Genomic DNA, 16235 nt, shown 5'->3' on the forward strand with positions numbered 1-16235 from the left:
AGCCGTCCCGGGCGCGTCAGGTTCCGCAGAACGTCCGGTAGGTGCCGAAGTCGGCGGGCGCCGGTGCGGCATATCGCTCGAGCCCTGGGCGCTCGTCGTAGGGCGCCGCGAGCGCACCCATGAGGTCTTGGAGGGGTTGCAGATGATCAGCGGTCGCCGCGGTCAACGCCTCCTCGACCAGGTGATTGCGGGGAATGTAGATGGGGTTGACCCGGTCCATCGCTTCGGCGTCGGGGTTCACCTGCAACCAGCGTCGCAGCCACTCGTCGAAACCGGGTTGATCGAACAACGCCCCGTCCTGGTCGGCCTTGTGGCCGTGCGCGGCCCGGGCCAGCGCGCGCCAGGACGAGGTGTAGTCGGCCTGGCTTTGTTGCAGCAGCGTCAGGAGTTCCTCGACGAGGGCCTGGGCGCTGGCGTCCCGGACATCGGTGGGCAGCCCGAGTTTGGCGCGCATCCCGGCCGACCACGCCGCGTCGAACTGCGGCCCGAAGCCGTGCAGCGCTCGGGTGGCCAATTCGACGGCCTGGTCTCCGTCGTCGGCGAGCAGGGGCAGCAGGGTTTCGGCGAAGCGGGCCAGGTTCCACGCGGCCACGGTCGGCTGGTTGCCGTAGGCGTAGCGGCCGCCATGGTCGATCGAGCTGAATACCGTTGCCGGGTCGAAGGTCTCCATGAAGGCGCACGGCCCGTAGTCGATGGTCTCACCGGAGATGGTCATGTTGTCGGTGTTCATTACGCCGTGGACGAACCCGACGAGCATCCACTGGGCCAGCAGCGTGGCCTGCGCCGCGACCACTCCCTCGTACAGAGCCAGGTACGGGTTCTCGGCGCTGGCCGCGTCCGGGTGGTGGCGTGCGATGGCGTGGTCGGCAAGTCGGCGCAGCAGCGCGATGTCTCCGACGGCCTGGGCATGGGCGCTCGCGTACTGGAAGCTGCCGACCCGCAGGTGACTGGCGGCGATCCGGGCGAGCACCGCTCCGGGCATCAAGGTTTCGCGCCGGATGTCCCGCCCGGTGGCCACCACGGCCAGGGCGCGGGTGGTGGGGATGCCCATGGCGTGCATCGCCTCGCTCACGATGTACTCACGCAGCATGGGCCCGACGACGGCCAGGCCGTCACCACCGCGGGCGAACGGGGTGCGTCCCGATCCTTTGAGATGCAGGTCGCGGGGACGGGCGTCGGCGCCGACGAACTCACCCAGCAGCAGCGCGCGGCCGTCACCCAGGCGGGGGACGTACCCGCCGAACTGGTGCCCGGCATAGGCCTGGGCGACCGGGGTGGCGCCGTCGGGAACGACGGTGCCCGACAACAGGCCAAGGCCGTCCGGGCTGCGCAGCCAGGAGGCATCGACGCCCAGTTCGTCCGCCAACTCCTCGTTGAGCACCAGCAACCGCAGTGCGGGGGCCGGCTCGGCCTGCCATGCGACGGCCATCTCGGGCAGGGCACGGGCGAAGCGGTTGTCCAGTACGACTGCCGTATCAGGTGCGACGCTCACGCCTCGAGCGTACGGAGCGTCAGAGGCTGCCCAGGTCGTCGGGCACGTCGACGGCGTACTGCTGAAGCACGTCGAGCGGCACCACGTCCAGGGTGCGTTCATGGGTAGCGGCCAACACCACCGGGGCTGCCTTGCCGTCGTCATGTGCGCGCAGCCAGTTGAGCGCGGTGACACACCAGCGGTCCCCGGGCATGAGGCCGGGGAACCGGTATTGCGGCGCCGGGGTCGACAGGTCGTTGCCGATCGACCGCTGGTGGTCGAGGAATTCGGTGGTCACGACGGCGCAGATGGTGTGCCTGCCCTCGTCGGCATCGCCCGTCGAGCAGCACCCGTCGCGGTAGAAGCCGGTCAGCGGGTCGGTGCCGCATTCCTCCAGCGGGCCACCCAACACATTGCGATCAGCCATCGGATCAGTATGGGTCCCCGGATGGCTCAGCGTGGTGGCGGCGGGGCCGCGCTGCGTTGCGCGTCGAGCACGAGCAGTGCCACGTGCAGTGACGTCATCGATTCGCCGTCGTCGAGATTGACGCCGAGCCGGCGTTCGATCGAGGCCAGCCGGCCATAGAGCGCGGGGCGGCTCATGTGCAGGCGTTTGGCCAGTGCGGACTTGTTGCCCGTGAGTTCCAGGTAACCGCGGAGCACGGCCAGATCATCGGTGCCCTGATCGGCGTCGTGGATCAGAACGGCCTTGAGTTCGGTTTCGGCGAACGTCTGGACGTGCGGATCGTCGAGCAGCAGCGTGATCAATCCGCGCAAGCGGACATCCGAGGCGCGTACGAACGGGCGGGCCAGATCCGGCATCGACGCCGCAACCTCGGCCACGTGCGCCGCTTCCCGCAACCCATGGACGGCATCGGCGAACGCGACAGCACCACTGCCGATCGCGACCACGACCTTGTCGGTGTCGCCGCCACGGTCGATGGCCTCTCGCCAGCCCCCGGCCAGGCGGCTGAGCGTGGCATCGGCGCTGAACCCGCGTCGAGGATTCAGTGCCAGCACCAGGCCGATCTCACCGTCCCGCCGGATCGAGCAGATTGCGCTGTGCCCTTGGGCTTTCACGTTGTGAACGACCGCATCGAGGATCCGGATGTTGCGACGTTGCGTGCCGACCGGATCGAGCCGGTCGGGTGGCGCACCCACCCGGACAGTGGCCGGCAGATATGGCCCGGTGGCCCGCAGGCCGAGAGCCAGGGCGCGGGCGTCGGCGTCTCGGTCGTCGGCGATCCGCCCACCCAGGACGTCGTCGATCAACCCGCTCTGGGCCTGATGCTCGAGACCGGACCGGCCGCGCTCGGCCATCCGGTGCAGCGCCAGCGCTTGCGAGGCCCGTTCCAGGACCATCTTGGTCTTGGCCGGCGCAGCCGGGGAGCGCGGGACGATCAGCCGGCCCCACTCCTCGGCGCGAGGGCCGACGGCGGTGGTGGCCCACGGTTCGGTCATCGCCCTGGACCGCCGTTGCCAGTCGGCCAGGACCGTGGTGGCCGGCTCGTTGCGGGGCGAGATCGCCAGCACCTGGCGCGACAGATCCTCAAGCACCACCGATTCGTCGATCATCTCCGCCGCTGCGCGCACGATGTCCGCGATCGACGGGCGCTTCATGCTCAACTCGGTGAAAGTCTTGTGGGTGCGGTGGGCGAACTCGAGTTCCTCGTACTGGTCGGCCACGATGAGCCGGTGCACCGCCTCGGTGACCTCGACGAACTTGGTCTCCCGATGCAGCACCACGAGCGCAACACCGAGGGTTTGGGCCATCTCGCCGACGGCGTCGGGAAGCGACTCGATGCGGGTGCCCAATTCGACCACCACGCCGACGACGCCGGCACGTTGCATCCGCCGTAGGTAGTCGCGGGGTGCATCGCGTAGGGCGGCGCCGGTGGTGAGCACCAACTCGCCGCCCTGCAGCAGGCCGGCGAGATCCGGCATGTCGCTGACGTGGACCCAGCGCACCGTCCGATCCAGTTGTTGCGCGCTGAGTACCTCAGGTTCGCCGGCCTGCACCACCGGGAGCGCGATGACGTCACGCACGGTCGGGATCATTTACAAAGTGTAATGAACAAGTTGACCATACTTACAAGATGACAGCGCCTGGGTTGCTGTTGGTGGCTCACAGTTATATCCGTACCCCAATGCCACAGGAAGGTTCGCACCCCATGAGCAATGTCATCCAGCACTGGCGCGACGGCAAGGACTTTGCCGGGACGTCGACCGCCACTGCCCCGGTAACCAATCCGGCCACCGGAGCGGTGACTGGTGAGGTCGCACTGGCCAGCGTGGATGACGCGCGTGCGGTGATCGACGCCGCCGCGGCGGCCTTCCCGGCCTGGCGTGACACGTCGCTCGCCAAGCGCACTTCGGTGCTGTTCGCCTACCGGGAGTTGCTCAACGCCCGCAAGGAGGAGCTGGCCGCGCTCATCACCGCCGAGCACGGCAAGGTGCTCTCCGATGCCCTCGGCGAGGTGAGCCGGGGCCTCGAGGTCGTCGAGTTCGCTTGCGGCATCCCAAGTCTGCTCAAGGGCGGATTCACCGAGAACGCCTCGACAAACGTGGATGTGCACTCCGTGCTGCAGCCGCTGGGCCCGGTCGGTGTCATCTCGCCGTTCAACTTCCCGGCCATGGTGCCGATGTGGTTCTTCCCGATCGCCATCGCCGCGGGTAACACCGTGGTGCTCAAGCCCTCGGAGAAGGATCCCAGCGCCTCGCTGTGGATGGCCCGGTTGTGGGCGGAGGCCGGTCTGCCCGAAGGCGTGTTCAACGTGCTGCAGGGTGACAAGACCGCGGTCGACGAGCTGCTGACCAACCCCAAGATCAAGGCGATCTCCTTCGTCGGCTCCACCCCGATCGCCCAGTACGTCTACGCCACCGCCACCGCGGCAGGCAAGCGCGTGCAGGCCCTGGGCGGGGCCAAGAACCACGCGGTGATCCTGCCCGACGCCGACCTGGATCTGGCCGCCGACGCCATGGTCAATGCCGGCTTCGGCTCCGCCGGTGAGCGCTGCATGGCGATCTCGGCCGCGGTGGCCGTCGGCCCGATCGCCGACGATCTGGTGGCCAAGATCGCCGAGCGCGCCGCCACGATCAAAACCGGTGACGGAACCAAGGATTCGGACATGGGTCCGCTGGTCACCAAGGTCCACCGCGACAAGGTGGCCTCCTACATCGATGCCGGCGAGGCCGACGGTGCGAAGGTTGTGGTCGACGGCCGCACCGTCCTGGACGGGACGGGCCAACGGGATTCGGGTGGCTTCTGGCTGGGCCCGACCCTGCTCGACAACGTCACCCCGGAGATGAGCGTCTACACCGATGAGATCTTCGGCCCGGTGTTGTCGGTGCTGCGGGTTGAGACCTACGACGAGGCTCTTGCGTTGATCAACAACAACCCCTACGGCAATGGCACGGCGATCTTCACCAACGACGGCGGTGCCGCGCGGCGCTTCCAGAACGAGGTCGAGGTCGGCATGGTCGGCATCAATGTGCCGATCCCGGTTCCGATGTCCTACTTCAGCTTTGGCGGTTGGAAGGCATCGCTGTTCGGTGACAGCCATGCGCACGGTGCAGAGGGCGTTCACTTCTTCACCCGGACCAAGGCCATCACCACCCGCTGGCTGGACCCCAGCCATGGGGGCATCAACCTCGGGTTCCCCGAGAACAAGTGAGAGAATTCCACTCATGACTGCAATTCAAGAGTCCGCCGCGCTGCCCAACGGGTTGACCGTCGACGCGGCGAAGGCCGAGGCCGCGCGGGCCTATGAACTCGACCGCGCACACGTGTTCCACTCCTGGTCGGCGCAGGAGGAGATCTCGCCGATGACGATCACCGCCGCCCGGGGCTCGTACGTCTGGGACGGTGATGGCAACCGCCTGCTGGACTTCTCCTCCCAGCTGGTCAACACCAACATCGGTCACCAGCACCCGAAAGTTGTTGCCGCCATTGCCGAGCAGGCCGCCAAGCTGTGCACGGTAGCCCCGCAGTACGCCAACGCGGCCCGCTCGGAGGCGGCCCGGCTGATCGCCGAGCGCACCCCCGGTGAGCTGAACAAGGTGTTCTTCACCAACGGCGGCGCCGACGCGGTCGAGCATGCGGTCCGCATGGCCCGCCTGCACACCGGCCGCTACAAGGTGCTGTCGCGGTACCGCTCCTACCACGGTGGCACCGACACCGCGATCAACCTCACCGGTGACCCGCGGCGCTGGTCCAATGACCACGGCAACGCCGGGGTGGTGCACTTCAACGGGCCGTTCCTGTACCGCTCGTCGTTCCACGCCGAAACCGAGGAACAGGAATCCCAGCGCGCTCTGGAGTACCTCGAGAAGCTGATCCAGATGGAGGGTCCGACCACCATCGCCGCGATCATCCTGGAGTCGATCCCGGGCACCGCGGGCATCATGGTCCCCCCGCCCGGATATATGGCCGGGGTGCGGGAGATCTGCGATCGCTACGGCATCGTGTTCATCGCCGACGAGGTGATGGCCGGCTTCGGTCGTAGCGGAAAGTGGTTCTCCATCGACCATTTCGATGTGGTGCCCGATCTGCTCACCTTCGCCAAGGGCGTGAACTCCGGTTACGTTCCGCTCGGTGGGGTGGCGATCAGCCCGGCCATCTACGAGACGTTCGCGCACCGGGCCTACCCCGGCGGGCTCACCTACTCCGGTCACCCGCTGGCCACCGCAGCCGCGGTCGCCACCATCAACGCGATGGCCGACGAGGGCATGGTCGAGAACGCCGCCACGATCGGTGCCGAGGTGCTGGCACCCGGCCTGGCCGAGTTGGCCGCCAAGCATCGCAGCATCGGCGAGGTCCGCGGCGCGGGGGTGTTCTGGGCCGTCGAGCTGGTAGCCGATCAGCAGACCCGGGAGCCGTTGGCGCCCTACGGTGGCTCCAGCCCGGCGATGGCCGCCGTGATCGGTGCATGTAAGGCCAACGGCTTGCTGCCGTTCGCCAACTACAACCGGATCCACGTGGTGCCGCCGTGCAACGTCACCGCGCAGGAGGCGCGCGAGGGCCTGGCGATCCTGGACAAGGCGTTCGACGTCGCCGATCAGCACACCCACTGACGTTTCACCCCGAACGGCCCGGCCGTGCGGAATCCGCACGGCCGGGCCGTCGGCGTCAGTGCTTGCCGATGATGAGGTCTTTGATTTCGGCCAGGTGCTCGTCAACCGAACGCAGCCGTGCGCCGGTTTCCTGACGGAATTCGGCGAGTTCACGTTCAACTGAGGTCAGTCGTCCCTCGACCGAGGTCAGCCGCGTCCCATGCTCGCGTTGATTGGCACCCAGGGCGTTGACCGCCGCGAGCACCGCGCGGTAGTCGAAGCGATCAGCCTCCAGCGCGGCTACGCGCGCTTCGAGGTCCTCCGGAGTTGCCATCCGCCCCATCGTAAAGGCGTGACAAGGCGAGGGCCATGCCATCGCTCGGCCCTGTGGATAACTCCGTTGGCCCCTGAGCCGCAGCGCAAATTGAGACACTGGACGAGTGCGTTCACCTGCCCAGTGCTGGCTCACCGACATGGACGGCGTCTTGGTGCGCGAGGAACATGCGCTGCCGGGCGCCGCCGACTTCCTGCAGACCCTGGCCGACAAGAAACGGCCATTCCTGGTACTGACCAATAACTCGATCTTCACGCCGCGTGACCTGGCCGCCCGCCTGGCGCGTTCGGGGCTGATCGTGCCGGAAGCGTCGATCTGGACGTCGGCGCTGGCGACGGCGGCATTCCTCAGCGATCAGCTGCCGGGTGGTTCGGCCTATGTGATCGGTGAGGCCGGGCTGACCACCGCACTGCACGAGGCTGGCTACACCCTGACCGACATCGCGCCGGACTACGTGGTGCTGGGAGAGACCCGCACCTATTCGTTCGAGGCGATCACCAAAGCCGTCCGGCTGATCCTCGGCGGTGCCCGGTTCATCGCCACCAACCCTGACGTCAGCGGCCCGTCAGCGGAGGGGCCGCTGCCCGCGACCGGGTCAGTGGCAGCGATGATCACCAAGGCTACCGGGCGTGACCCCTATTTCGTCGGGAAGCCCAACCCGATGATGTTCCGCAGCGCGCTCAACCGGATCGAGGCGCACTCGGAGAACACCGTCATGGTGGGGGACCGGATGGACACCGATGTGGTGGCCGGGATCGAGGCGGGCTTGGACACCATCCTGGTGCTCACCGGGTCGACGTCGGTCGAGGACATCGAGCGTTACCCGTTCCGGCCCAGCCGGGTGCTGCCTTCCATCGCAGAAGCCATCGAATTGATCTGAGATGGCCGGAGTTTCGGGGACCGAGCCCATCGACGAGTACTTCACTGCGACGGTATCGGCCCTGGCGGGGCCGAGTGTGGGGACCGCGCTTGGTATCCCGAACCCCTTGGCGCTCTTCGATGCCCAGCTGGGCAGCAGACATCTGGACCTGGCCGCCCGGTGGTTGCGCTCAGAGGGCAGGGGCTACTACACCATCGGATCGTCGGGCCATGAGGGCAACGCCGCCGTGGCGGCGACGCTGCGTCCTACCGACCCTGCGCTGTTGCACTACCGTTCGGGCGGCTTCTACCTGGCTCGCGCTGCTCAGGTCGACGGCGCCGATCCGCTGCGCGACGTGCTGCTCGGGTTGGTGGCGGCCACCGCCGAACCGATCTCCGGCGGGCGGCACAAGGTGTTCGGCCGTCACGACCTGAACGTCATTCCGCAGACCTCCACCATTGCCTCACATCTGCCACGGTCGGTCGGCGTGGCCTTCTCGATCGCCCGCACCCGCAAGCTCGGTGTGGCCTGCCCATGGCCGGAGGATGCGGTCACGGTGTGCAGTTTCGGTGACGCCTCGGCCAACCACTCGACGACCGTTGGTGCTGTCAACGCGGCCCTGCATGCCTCCTACCAGGGGCTGCCGATGCCGCTGCTGTTCGTCTGTGAAGACAATGGCATCGGCATCAGCACGCCTACGCCGCGCGGCTGGATCGCCCGCGCCTATCGGGGCCGTGAGGGGCTGAGGTACTTCGCGGCCGACGGCTGCGACCTCGTCGACGCGTTCGAAACCGCACGCGCCGCGGCCGATTGGGTTCGTCGCGAACGCAAGCCTGCGTTCCTGCATCTGCGTATGGTGCGGTTGATGGGGCATGCCGGCACCGATTACGAGCAGTCCTACCGGCGGCCCGCCGACATCGTTGCCGACTATGACCGTGACCCGGTGCTCAACGCTGCGAGAACACTTGTGGCCCATGGCATCCTGACTCCTGAGCAGGTGCTGGACCGATACGAGTGCAAACGTGACGAGGTGATGAGCTTGGCCCGCGCGGTCCGCGATTGTCCGCAGTTGGACAGCGCGACAGCTGTCATGCGGCCACTGCGCGGCACGCTCGACGAGGCCAGGGCGATCCGCGTCGCCGCCCCGAGCGAACCTGGCGGCGAACCGTTGACCCTGGCGCTGGCCATCAACGCGGCCCTGCAGCAAGTCCTGCAGGGCCATCGGGAGACGATCGTGTTCGGCGAGGACGTCGCGCGCAAGGGCGGAGTCTACGGCGTGACGCGCGGGCTGCAGGCCGCTGCCGGCCCAGCTCGGGTGTTCGACACACTGCTTGACGAGCAGACCATCCTCGGCCTGGCTCTGGGCGCGGGTGTCTCGGGTCTGCTGCCCATTCCCGAGATCCAATACCTGGCCTATCTACACAATGCCGCCGATCAGATCCGCGGCGAGGGAGCCACGCTGCAGTTCTTCTCCGACCGGCAGTACCGCAACCCGATGGTGGTGCGTATCGCCGGTCTCGGATATCAGAAGGGGTTCGGCGGGCACTTCCACAACGACAACTCGATCGCAGCGATCCGCGACATCCCCGGTGTGGTGATCGCCGCGCCGGCCCGTCCCGACGATGCCGCGGCGATGCTGCATACCTGTGTCGACGCCGCGAAAACTGCTGGGGCGGTGTGTATTTACCTTGAACCCATCGCCTTGTACCACACCAAGGACCTCTACGCCGACGGCGACCAGCAGTGGCTGGCGCCCTACCCGCAGCGGCCGGTGCGCATCGGGCAGGCCCGCACCTACGGCGACGGGGCCGACCTGACCATCCTGACGTTCGGCAACGGCTTGTGGATGAGCCTTCGGGTGGCTCGCCGCTTGGAGCAGGCTGGGATTGCCGTCCGGGTAGTCGACCTGCGTTGGCTGTCGCCACTGCCGGTCGAGGACATGCTGCGCGAAGCGGATGCGACCGGGCGGGTGCTCATCGTCGACGAGACCCGCCGCACCGGGGGTGTGGGAGAAGGCGTGCTGGTCGAACTCGCTGACCACGGCTTCGCCGGCCGGGTGCAGCGGGTGTCCAGTGCCGACAGCTTCATCCCGCTGGGCGATGCCGCGCTGGAGGTGCTGTTGTCCGAGGACACCATCGAGGCTGCCGCGGTGAAACTGGTCGGCCAACGGGCTTGATAGCTTGACTCCCATGGCTGAAGCTGTAACGCCCGACCCGACCCGTCCGCTGGCCGGGGTGCGCATCGTCGAGATCTCCAGCTTCGTCGCCGTGCCGCTGGCCGGCATGACTCTGGCTCAGTTGGGTGCCGAGGTGGTTCGGGTGGACCCCATCGGCGGCGCTGCCGACTATCAGCGCTGGCCGCTGACCGACGGCGGCGACAGCATCTACTGGGCCGGGCTGAACAAGGGCAAGCGCTCGCTGGCCGCCGATATGCGTTCGCCCGAGGGGCAGCAGCTGGTACAGCGGCTGGTCGCGGAGTCCGGAGTTCTCATCACGAATGTGGCGGGACGCCAATGGCATTCGTACGATGTGTTGTCCGGGTTGCGTGCCGACCTGATCCACGTCGAGGTATCCGGGCGGGCCGACGGCGGCACCGGAGTGGATTACACCGTCAACGCCGGGTTGGGCTTCCCCCTGGTCACCGGGCCCGCGCAGTTGGCCACCCCGGTCAACCATGTGCTGCCGGCCTGGGATGTCAGCTGCGGGTTGTACGTGGCGCTGGCCGTCAGTGCCGCACTGCGCCATCGCGATGCCACCGGTGAGGGTGCGCGGATCAGCATTCCGCTGGAGAACGTCGCACTCGCCACCGCAGGCAATCTCGGATTCCTGACCGAGGTGATGATCAACGGCACCGGGCGCGAACGCCTCGGCAACACGCTGTACGGCACCTACGGGCAGAACTTCACCAGCGGCGACGGCGTCGGGTTCATGCTCGTCGCTCTCACCGGCCGACACTTCCGTGACCTCACCGAGGTCACCGGGACCACCAAAGCCGTTGCCGCCCTTGCCGAGGCATTCGGTGCCGATTTCAGCGACGAAGGTCAGCGCTACATCCACCGGGATGCCCTGACCGGACTGTTCACTTTGTGGTTCAGCGAACACACGGCCGAGGAGATCAGCGCGGCGCTCTCGGGTACCTCGGTGCTCTGGGAGCGGTACCGGAGCTTCGCCGAGGTTGCCGTCGACGAGCGGGTGGTCGCCAACCCGCTGTTTACCCCGCTGGAGCAACCCCGCATCGGCACCTACCTGGCGCCAGGCTTGCCCGTCTCGATCGGGGGGATGTATCCGCCGGCTGTCGCCGCGCCCGCACTCGGTGATGACACCACTTCCGTTCTGGCCGAACACCTCGGGATGGGCGCCGACGAGATCGCGGGCCTGACCCGATCAGGTACCGTCGCAACAGGTACTGACAAGCGGTGAGTACCCTTTTGGCGCTGTTGGACGTGTGCGCGCACGCGGACGGCGACGTGTTCACCGGGCAGGCCAGTGGTCCGGCCGGCAAGCGCGCCTACGGCGGTCTGCTGGCAGCGCAGAGCCTGGCAGCCGCCTGCCGGACCGTGGGAGATGACCGGTCTCCGACCAACATGCACCTTCAATTCCTGCGCGGCGGGGACGCCGGGGAACCCGTCGAGCACCGCGTGCACCGGGTGTACGACGGGCGCACGGCGTCGGCCCGACGGGTCGAATCGTATGAGCACGGGCGCATGCTGACGACGGCCACGGTGTCGTTCGCGACAGCGCTCGCCGGGCCTGACCACGGCCTGGGCGCGATGCCGCACGATCCCGAGGTGCTGCCGTGCACCGGCCCGCCCGGACCGGCGCCCTCCCTTCCGCTCGACGAATTCGACATCCGCATCGCCGACGACGGCTCAGGTGAGGAGTTCGTGCGCCGGATGTGGTGGCGGGTCACCACTGAACTTCCGGACGATCCGTTGGTGCACACGCTGATTGCGGTGTACATCACCGATCTGTATGGGATCGATCCGGCGTTGGCCGTACACGGCCACAGCATGCGGTCGCGCAGCCACCGCAGTGGCACCACCGATTCGTCGATCTGGTTTCACCGTCCGGTACAGGCCGGGGACTGGAATCTGCTGGAGTCGCGCTCACCGGCCGCCGCGCGGGGTCGCGGGCTGATCACGTCGAGTCTGCTGCGCGCCGACGGCGCGGTCGCCGCCACCCTCGTGCAGGAGGGGTTGGTCGCCGAGCGCTTGGTCGACTGATCGCTACGGCTTCGGTCCCAGGCAGTTGTCAGGACTCCAGTCGTTGAGATGGCGCACACCGTGGAGGACTTCGACGAAGTGCGGTGCGATGAAAGTCTTCGTGATCGCCATCAGCACCATCAGGACGCCGATGGTGGCGAACCCGGATATGGCGATGGCGCTCAGCGGGGTGCGCTCGCCCGGTAGACGATCCCAGCGGGTATAGAACAGTAGCGCCGCGAAATGCCATGAACCATAGACCAATACGTTCAGGCCCCACATGCCGGTGTCGTTGTCGAAGCAATAGTTGGAGCCGGAGTATGCGAACGTTTCGCCAAGAGGCATGATGCCGGCCAGGAGCAGACACAGTACAGCGTGACGGGCCATTGAGTCGCGGGCCAGCACGCCGCCAGTGCGGTCGAGCAGCTGGCTGACCATCCGGTAGAGCGTCCCCAAGATGACCGTGTAGAAGCTGAACACGCTGACGGTCATGGGCAACATGAACAGCGGTACACCATTGGGATTCCAGGCGGTGTTGAAGGCGAAATGGCCGTGTAGGACCTCGTACCACGGGTCGGTGCCGATGAATCCGCCCAGCACGGCCCAGATGGTCAGGAAGACGCCCATCCTGAAGCCGTACAACTCGGACAGCGGGCGTCCGCGGTCTTCGGGTGCCCGCAACACCAGCGGCCAGATGAGTGTGCCGAGCGCCATCACGATCGCCTGGCCGATAAGTGCGGGGTCGTTGGGACGGTCATAGCTGAGGTTCATCACCACCAGCCCTTGCAACGGAACCGTGATGAGAAACCACACCACATAGATGATCTCGGTGCGACGCTTGCCGGGATTTGCCGCCAGGAGATGGAACTTGGGCGGTTCGACCTGGGTCACCGTCCGCGCGCGAGGTTGAAGGACGTCATCACCATATCGAGGATTTCTGGGGTGAGCAGCGCACCCGCGTACTCGACCCAGCACCAGCTGCGTGTGGGAACCTCACCCGACGAACTGGCGGTGAGACGGCCGAAGTAGTGGATGTAGCTGCCGGACGTGTCGAACGTGAATGTGTATGTGTCTGAACCGATATTGGCGTCCAACCTGGTGAGCTTGTTCGCATCGTCGAATACCGGTGTCGCCGTGATGTCGTCGTGTGCGGTGGTGACACCGTTGGTGACGTGGTACCCGGGACCGAAGGTGACTCCCTCGCGCCCCTGCCAGAAACAGCCGCCGCCCCACTGTCCGTCCGGGTACTCGTGCATCCATGACACCCACATTCCCTGCAGGTGCCGAACGATGGGTAGCTCTGGGTACACCCGTCCCGGCGGCCCATAGGCATAGTCCTGATGCAGGTATCCCGAGACGGGGGCACCGTCGATCATTCCGGTGGCGGCCATCAACTCGTGACGGTAATACACCTGCTCGGAGACACCGTCCTGCACCGGAACGTGAACGGTGAATACGTCGGTGACATTGGTGCCGTGCATCTCCCAGCGTCCGCTCGCGTCGTACCAGTGGAACCCGTCGGCGTCGCGCGCGATGCTTCCGCTGGGATAGCTCAGCGTGACCGACTCACCGGCGTCGGCATAGGCCATCGGCTCGAACCAGTCGATGGTCGAGTACTCCGGGAACAGATGCGGCTGCTCGGGTTCGAAGGTGGGCCGGAGCTTCTTGAACCCCGTGATCGGTGACACCACATGGGTCATTCCGGTGAGGAAGTCATCGGCTCCGCGTAGTCCCCAATATGTCTGTCCCGCATCGTCGTCGACCACCGCGCCGATCCACATGCCGGAGAGCGCGACGCCAGGACCCGGTGTCCAGTCCCGGCGGTAGTGGTCCAGCGTCGGCGGCTGCGTGGCCACGGCGAACTCGATGCCGGCGCGTGCGTTCATCACGCGATACCGCGTGTGTTGGGTTGGTAGATTGACATCAGGTCGGCGGGCATGCCCACATCTAAATCTCTAAAGGTATCCTTGTAAAGGGTCGTTGCACGCCTGGAAGCCGTGGGCCGCGGCCGATCGGCTCGTTTGATCATTGCTTCACGTGGTTGCCCACATCGATTGGGCGGTAGGGAGAAAAGTGGCCAAGCCGATGGCAGGTAAGAGTAAATCGGTCGGCGGTCCAGCGCCCGGCAAGCCCAAACAGATCGCCGACGAGTTGCGCGGCTTGATCATCTCCGGCGGGCTCGACGAGGGCGACCTGCTCGGCACCGAGGCAGATCTGTTGGAACGCTTCGACGTGTCTCGGCCGTCGCTTCGTGAGTCGTTGCGGATCCTGGAGGCCGAAGGCCTGATCTCGGTGGTGCGGGGCGCGCTCGGCGGGGTAGTCGTACACCGCCCTGATCAACGGATGACCGCCCGAGCGGCCGCGCTGGTGCTGCAGACTCGCAGCGTGTCGCTGACCGATGTGTTCGAGGCCGCCGCCGTTATCGAACCCGCACTGGCGCGAATGGTGGCCATGTCACGTGGCCGTGAGCGTGCCGCTCAGCGATTGCGCGAGCTTGTGTACGAAATGAAGCGCACCGTGCAGGACCCCGTGGCATGTACCACCGCCATGGTCGGATTCCACAGTGACATGGTGGAGTTGGCCGGCAATCAAACGCTCATCGTGATCTGCGAGATGATCAACGAGGTGATCACCCGCGCAGCGGTGGCAGATGTGCTTACGCGAAGTCAACAGGAGCCGATCGCGTCGCGGCGCCGCACGATTCGCGAGTTCGAACAGCTTGTCGACTTGATCACTGCGGGCGACGGCGATGCCGCGCAGGCGCACTGTGCTGCGCACATGGCCCGCCTGCGGCGGACCCTGCTAGGGGAACGTGGCAGTTCGACGATCGAGGTGAACCACCATCTCTGATACCAGGCACTACGTCGGCCCGAAAAACATATAAAGGTTTCTCTGGACTCCGCCTTGATGGTGGGTTAGCTTTGATCGACCCGAATTGTCAGATGTTTCGCCGGAGCTCTGCCGGCGCTCGACATGCTGGAGAGACGCTCTATGGCCGACGTGACCCCGGCGCGCATCGGATTGCTCATCGACTATCTGGATGAGGACGGCAAGTACGACGAGAACATCCTTCCAGCACTGCAACTCGTCGCTGACGAATTCCTGGAGCACGGAATATCCGAGCGGCCGGTCGAATTCGTCGTACGTGCGGTTCAGGGGTTGCCGAACGGGACTTTTCGTGCGGTGCGCGACGCTTTCTATGAGCTGGTGGAAGCGGATGCTTTGGTGATCTTCGGGCCGTGGGTGTCGGAGAACGGTGTCGCGCTGCGCAGGTATGTCGAACACCTTGCGGAGGTACCGATCATCACGATGGCGGCGTCGGAAAGCATGTTGGGGGAGTGGGTTTTCGGGCTTCCGGCAGGATCCATGGAGGAAGAGCCGATCATCATGGCCGCCGTCGCGGCACTCGATGGGTGCCGCTCCGTGGGACTTGCCTTCGAGGACAGTCTCATTGGCCGCGAATACCTGAGAACGACTCGAGAGGCATGTCGGCACGCGGGGTTGACGATCACGGGCGATGTGGCGATTCCGCAGGTTGAATTCGACAAGCGAGCCGCGATGTCCGCGCTGGCGGAAGGCAAGCCCGACGCAATCATGCATGTCGGTTTCGGCCTGGGACTCATCGGCATGAACGCTGCGCTGGAGGGCATCGGTTGGATGCCGCCGCGTTACACGACGACCGCGTTCGAATTCGCCGCCACTGGGCCGTGGTGGCGTGAGCAACTCGCCGGTTGGGTCGGGCTTGATCAGTACGACGAACGAAATATGACCGGGCAAGCGTTCCTGGATCGTTTCGAGCGAGCCTACGGGCGGCGTCCCGCGTATTTCTTTCCCCTGTACTGCTACGACGTTGGCCGGCTCATGATGACCGCGCTTGCCGGTGCTCGGCCGTTGACGGGCCCGGCTGTCAAAGCGGCGTTGGAGCGCATCAAGATGCTGCCTGCGGCGACTGGTGCCCCCGGGACACGACTGAGGTTCGGAAAGTTCATCCGGCACGGCTGGGTCGGCAGTGAATTTCTGGTCGCGCGAAGAGTGCTCGATGATGGCAGCGCTTCAGTACTGCACGCAACGATCGAGGGCCCCGTAACCGTCCGGCCATAGCGAAAAGTTCCGAATACATCTATATATATCCATTCGTTCGGCCATCGAGATGAGGTGGTGGTTCGGTGGACTTGTCGCGCGTCCGGGTCTGGTGTGCCAGTCGTTCGCGGGCATTGTGGACTGCCCATCAGGGCTTTGAACTGTGTATTTATCGCGGATTAGACGTGGCTGACACTGTGTGGTTGTCGCCGAGCGTTGCACGCAAAGGGGTAGACAA

The 16235-nt window shown here is 66.2% G+C and carries 14 protein-coding genes; 8 read left to right on the forward strand and 6 right to left on the reverse strand.

What is annotated here, in order from left to right:
* Positions 1-16 precede the first annotated feature (16 nt).
* Genes HBE63_RS07075 through HBE63_RS07085 form a run of 3 tightly spaced genes read right to left on the reverse strand, consistent with a single transcriptional unit; the run spans position 17 to position 3529 of the window.
* Positions 17-1492, reverse strand: coding sequence for a YdiU family protein (locus HBE63_RS07075; protein ID WP_166904117.1), 1476 nt, complete (start codon positions 1490-1492; stop codon positions 17-19).
* A gap of 19 nt (positions 1493-1511) precedes the next feature.
* Positions 1512-1898, reverse strand: a complete 387-nt coding sequence (locus tag HBE63_RS07080; RefSeq protein ID WP_166904118.1) for a DUF2237 family protein — start codon at positions 1896-1898, stop codon at positions 1512-1514.
* A gap of 26 nt (positions 1899-1924) precedes the next feature.
* A complete protein-coding gene (locus tag HBE63_RS07085) occupies positions 1925-3529 on the reverse strand; it encodes a PucR family transcriptional regulator (protein WP_166904119.1) in 1605 nt (534 codons plus the stop codon).
* A 113-nt stretch (positions 3530-3642) separates the two neighbouring features.
* Here HBE63_RS07085 and HBE63_RS07090 point away from each other — a divergent pair, with 113 nt between their 5' ends.
* Positions 3643-5145, forward strand: coding sequence for a CoA-acylating methylmalonate-semialdehyde dehydrogenase (locus HBE63_RS07090; RefSeq protein ID WP_166904120.1), 1503 nt, complete (start codon positions 3643-3645; stop codon positions 5143-5145).
* Positions 5146-5158: 13 nt separating this feature from the next.
* Positions 5159-6544, forward strand: coding sequence for an aspartate aminotransferase family protein (locus HBE63_RS07095; protein WP_166904121.1), 1386 nt, complete (start codon positions 5159-5161; stop codon positions 6542-6544).
* Positions 6545-6599: 55 nt separating this feature from the next.
* Here the strand turns inward: HBE63_RS07095 and HBE63_RS07100 are convergent, their stop codons facing one another.
* The gene (locus tag HBE63_RS07100) at positions 6600-6857 is read right to left on the reverse strand and encodes a hypothetical protein (protein ID WP_166904122.1); all 258 of its coding nucleotides are present in this window, start codon (positions 6855-6857) and stop codon (positions 6600-6602) included.
* Positions 6858-6963: 106 nt separating this feature from the next.
* Between HBE63_RS07100 and HBE63_RS07105 the strand changes: the two genes are divergently transcribed.
* The 4 genes from HBE63_RS07105 to HBE63_RS07120 are packed head-to-tail and all read left to right on the forward strand — an operon-like array spanning position 6964 to position 11938.
* Positions 6964-7737: an HAD-IIA family hydrolase gene (locus HBE63_RS07105; protein WP_166904123.1), complete on the forward strand. Its 774-nt coding sequence runs from the start codon at positions 6964-6966 to the stop codon at positions 7735-7737.
* Between the two features lies 1 nt (position 7738).
* Positions 7739-9892, forward strand: coding sequence for a thiamine pyrophosphate-dependent enzyme (locus HBE63_RS07110; protein ID WP_166904124.1), 2154 nt, complete (start codon positions 7739-7741; stop codon positions 9890-9892).
* Positions 9893-9905: 13 nt separating this feature from the next.
* On the forward strand, positions 9906-11135 hold the full coding sequence (locus HBE63_RS07115) for a CoA transferase (RefSeq protein WP_166904125.1): 1230 nt from the start codon (positions 9906-9908) through the stop codon (positions 11133-11135).
* Entirely contained in the window at positions 11132-11938 is an 807-nt protein-coding gene (locus HBE63_RS07120) for an acyl-CoA thioesterase II (protein WP_166904126.1), read from the forward strand. The genes HBE63_RS07115 and HBE63_RS07120 overlap by 4 nt, the downstream gene beginning before the upstream one ends.
* A 3-nt stretch (positions 11939-11941) precedes the next feature.
* On the opposite strand, the gene HBE63_RS07125 is transcribed toward HBE63_RS07120, so the two are convergent.
* Together HBE63_RS07125 and HBE63_RS07130 are read right to left on the reverse strand one after the other, a co-directional pair.
* Complete coding sequence (locus HBE63_RS07125; RefSeq protein ID WP_166904127.1) at positions 11942-12808, reverse strand: hypothetical protein; 867 nt, start codon at positions 12806-12808, stop codon at positions 11942-11944.
* Positions 12805-13803 (reverse strand): hypothetical protein, encoded by a 999-nt coding sequence (locus HBE63_RS07130; protein WP_166904128.1) that lies wholly within the window; start codon positions 13801-13803, stop codon positions 12805-12807. The genes HBE63_RS07125 and HBE63_RS07130 overlap by 4 nt, the downstream gene beginning before the upstream one ends.
* A 187-nt stretch (positions 13804-13990) precedes the next feature.
* Here HBE63_RS07130 and HBE63_RS07135 point away from each other — a divergent pair, with 187 nt between their 5' ends.
* Both HBE63_RS07135 and HBE63_RS07140 read left to right on the forward strand, forming a co-directional pair.
* Complete coding sequence (locus HBE63_RS07135; RefSeq protein ID WP_243858545.1) at positions 13991-14767, forward strand: FadR/GntR family transcriptional regulator; 777 nt, start codon at positions 13991-13993, stop codon at positions 14765-14767.
* A gap of 141 nt (positions 14768-14908) precedes the next feature.
* Positions 14909-16018: an ABC transporter substrate-binding protein gene (locus tag HBE63_RS07140; protein WP_243858546.1), complete on the forward strand. Its 1110-nt coding sequence runs from the start codon at positions 14909-14911 to the stop codon at positions 16016-16018.
* Positions 16019-16235: the final 217 nt, after the last annotated feature.

Source organism: Mycobacterium sp. DL440 (genome assembly GCF_011745145.1).
GTDB lineage: Bacteria > Actinomycetota > Actinomycetes > Mycobacteriales > Mycobacteriaceae > Mycobacterium.

Excerpts from the sequence above, each read along its gene's own strand:
- HBE63_RS07095 (WP_166904121.1), top strand. The coding sequence starts at position 5,159 with ATGACTGCAATTCAAGAGTCCGCCGCGCTGCCCAACGGGTTGACCGTC.
- HBE63_RS07090 (WP_166904120.1), top strand. The coding sequence starts at position 3,643 with ATGAGCAATGTCATCCAGCACTGGCGCGACGGCAAGGACTTTGCCGGG.
- HBE63_RS07115 (WP_166904125.1), top strand. The coding sequence starts at position 9,906 with ATGGCTGAAGCTGTAACGCCCGACCCGACCCGTCCGCTGGCCGGGGTG.
- HBE63_RS07140 (WP_243858546.1), top strand. The coding sequence starts at position 14,909 with ATGGCCGACGTGACCCCGGCGCGCATCGGATTGCTCATCGACTATCTG.
- HBE63_RS07080 (WP_166904118.1), bottom strand. The coding sequence starts at position 1,898 with ATGGCTGATCGCAATGTGTTGGGTGGCCCGCTGGAGGAATGCGGCACC.
- HBE63_RS07085 (WP_166904119.1), bottom strand. The coding sequence starts at position 3,529 with ATGATCCCGACCGTGCGTGACGTCATCGCGCTCCCGGTGGTGCAGGCC.
- HBE63_RS07130 (WP_166904128.1), bottom strand. The coding sequence starts at position 13,803 with ATGAACGCACGCGCCGGCATCGAGTTCGCCGTGGCCACGCAGCCGCCG.
- HBE63_RS07110 (WP_166904124.1), top strand. The coding sequence starts at position 7,739 with ATGGCCGGAGTTTCGGGGACCGAGCCCATCGACGAGTACTTCACTGCG.
- HBE63_RS07100 (WP_166904122.1), bottom strand. The coding sequence starts at position 6,857 with ATGGCAACTCCGGAGGACCTCGAAGCGCGCGTAGCCGCGCTGGAGGCT.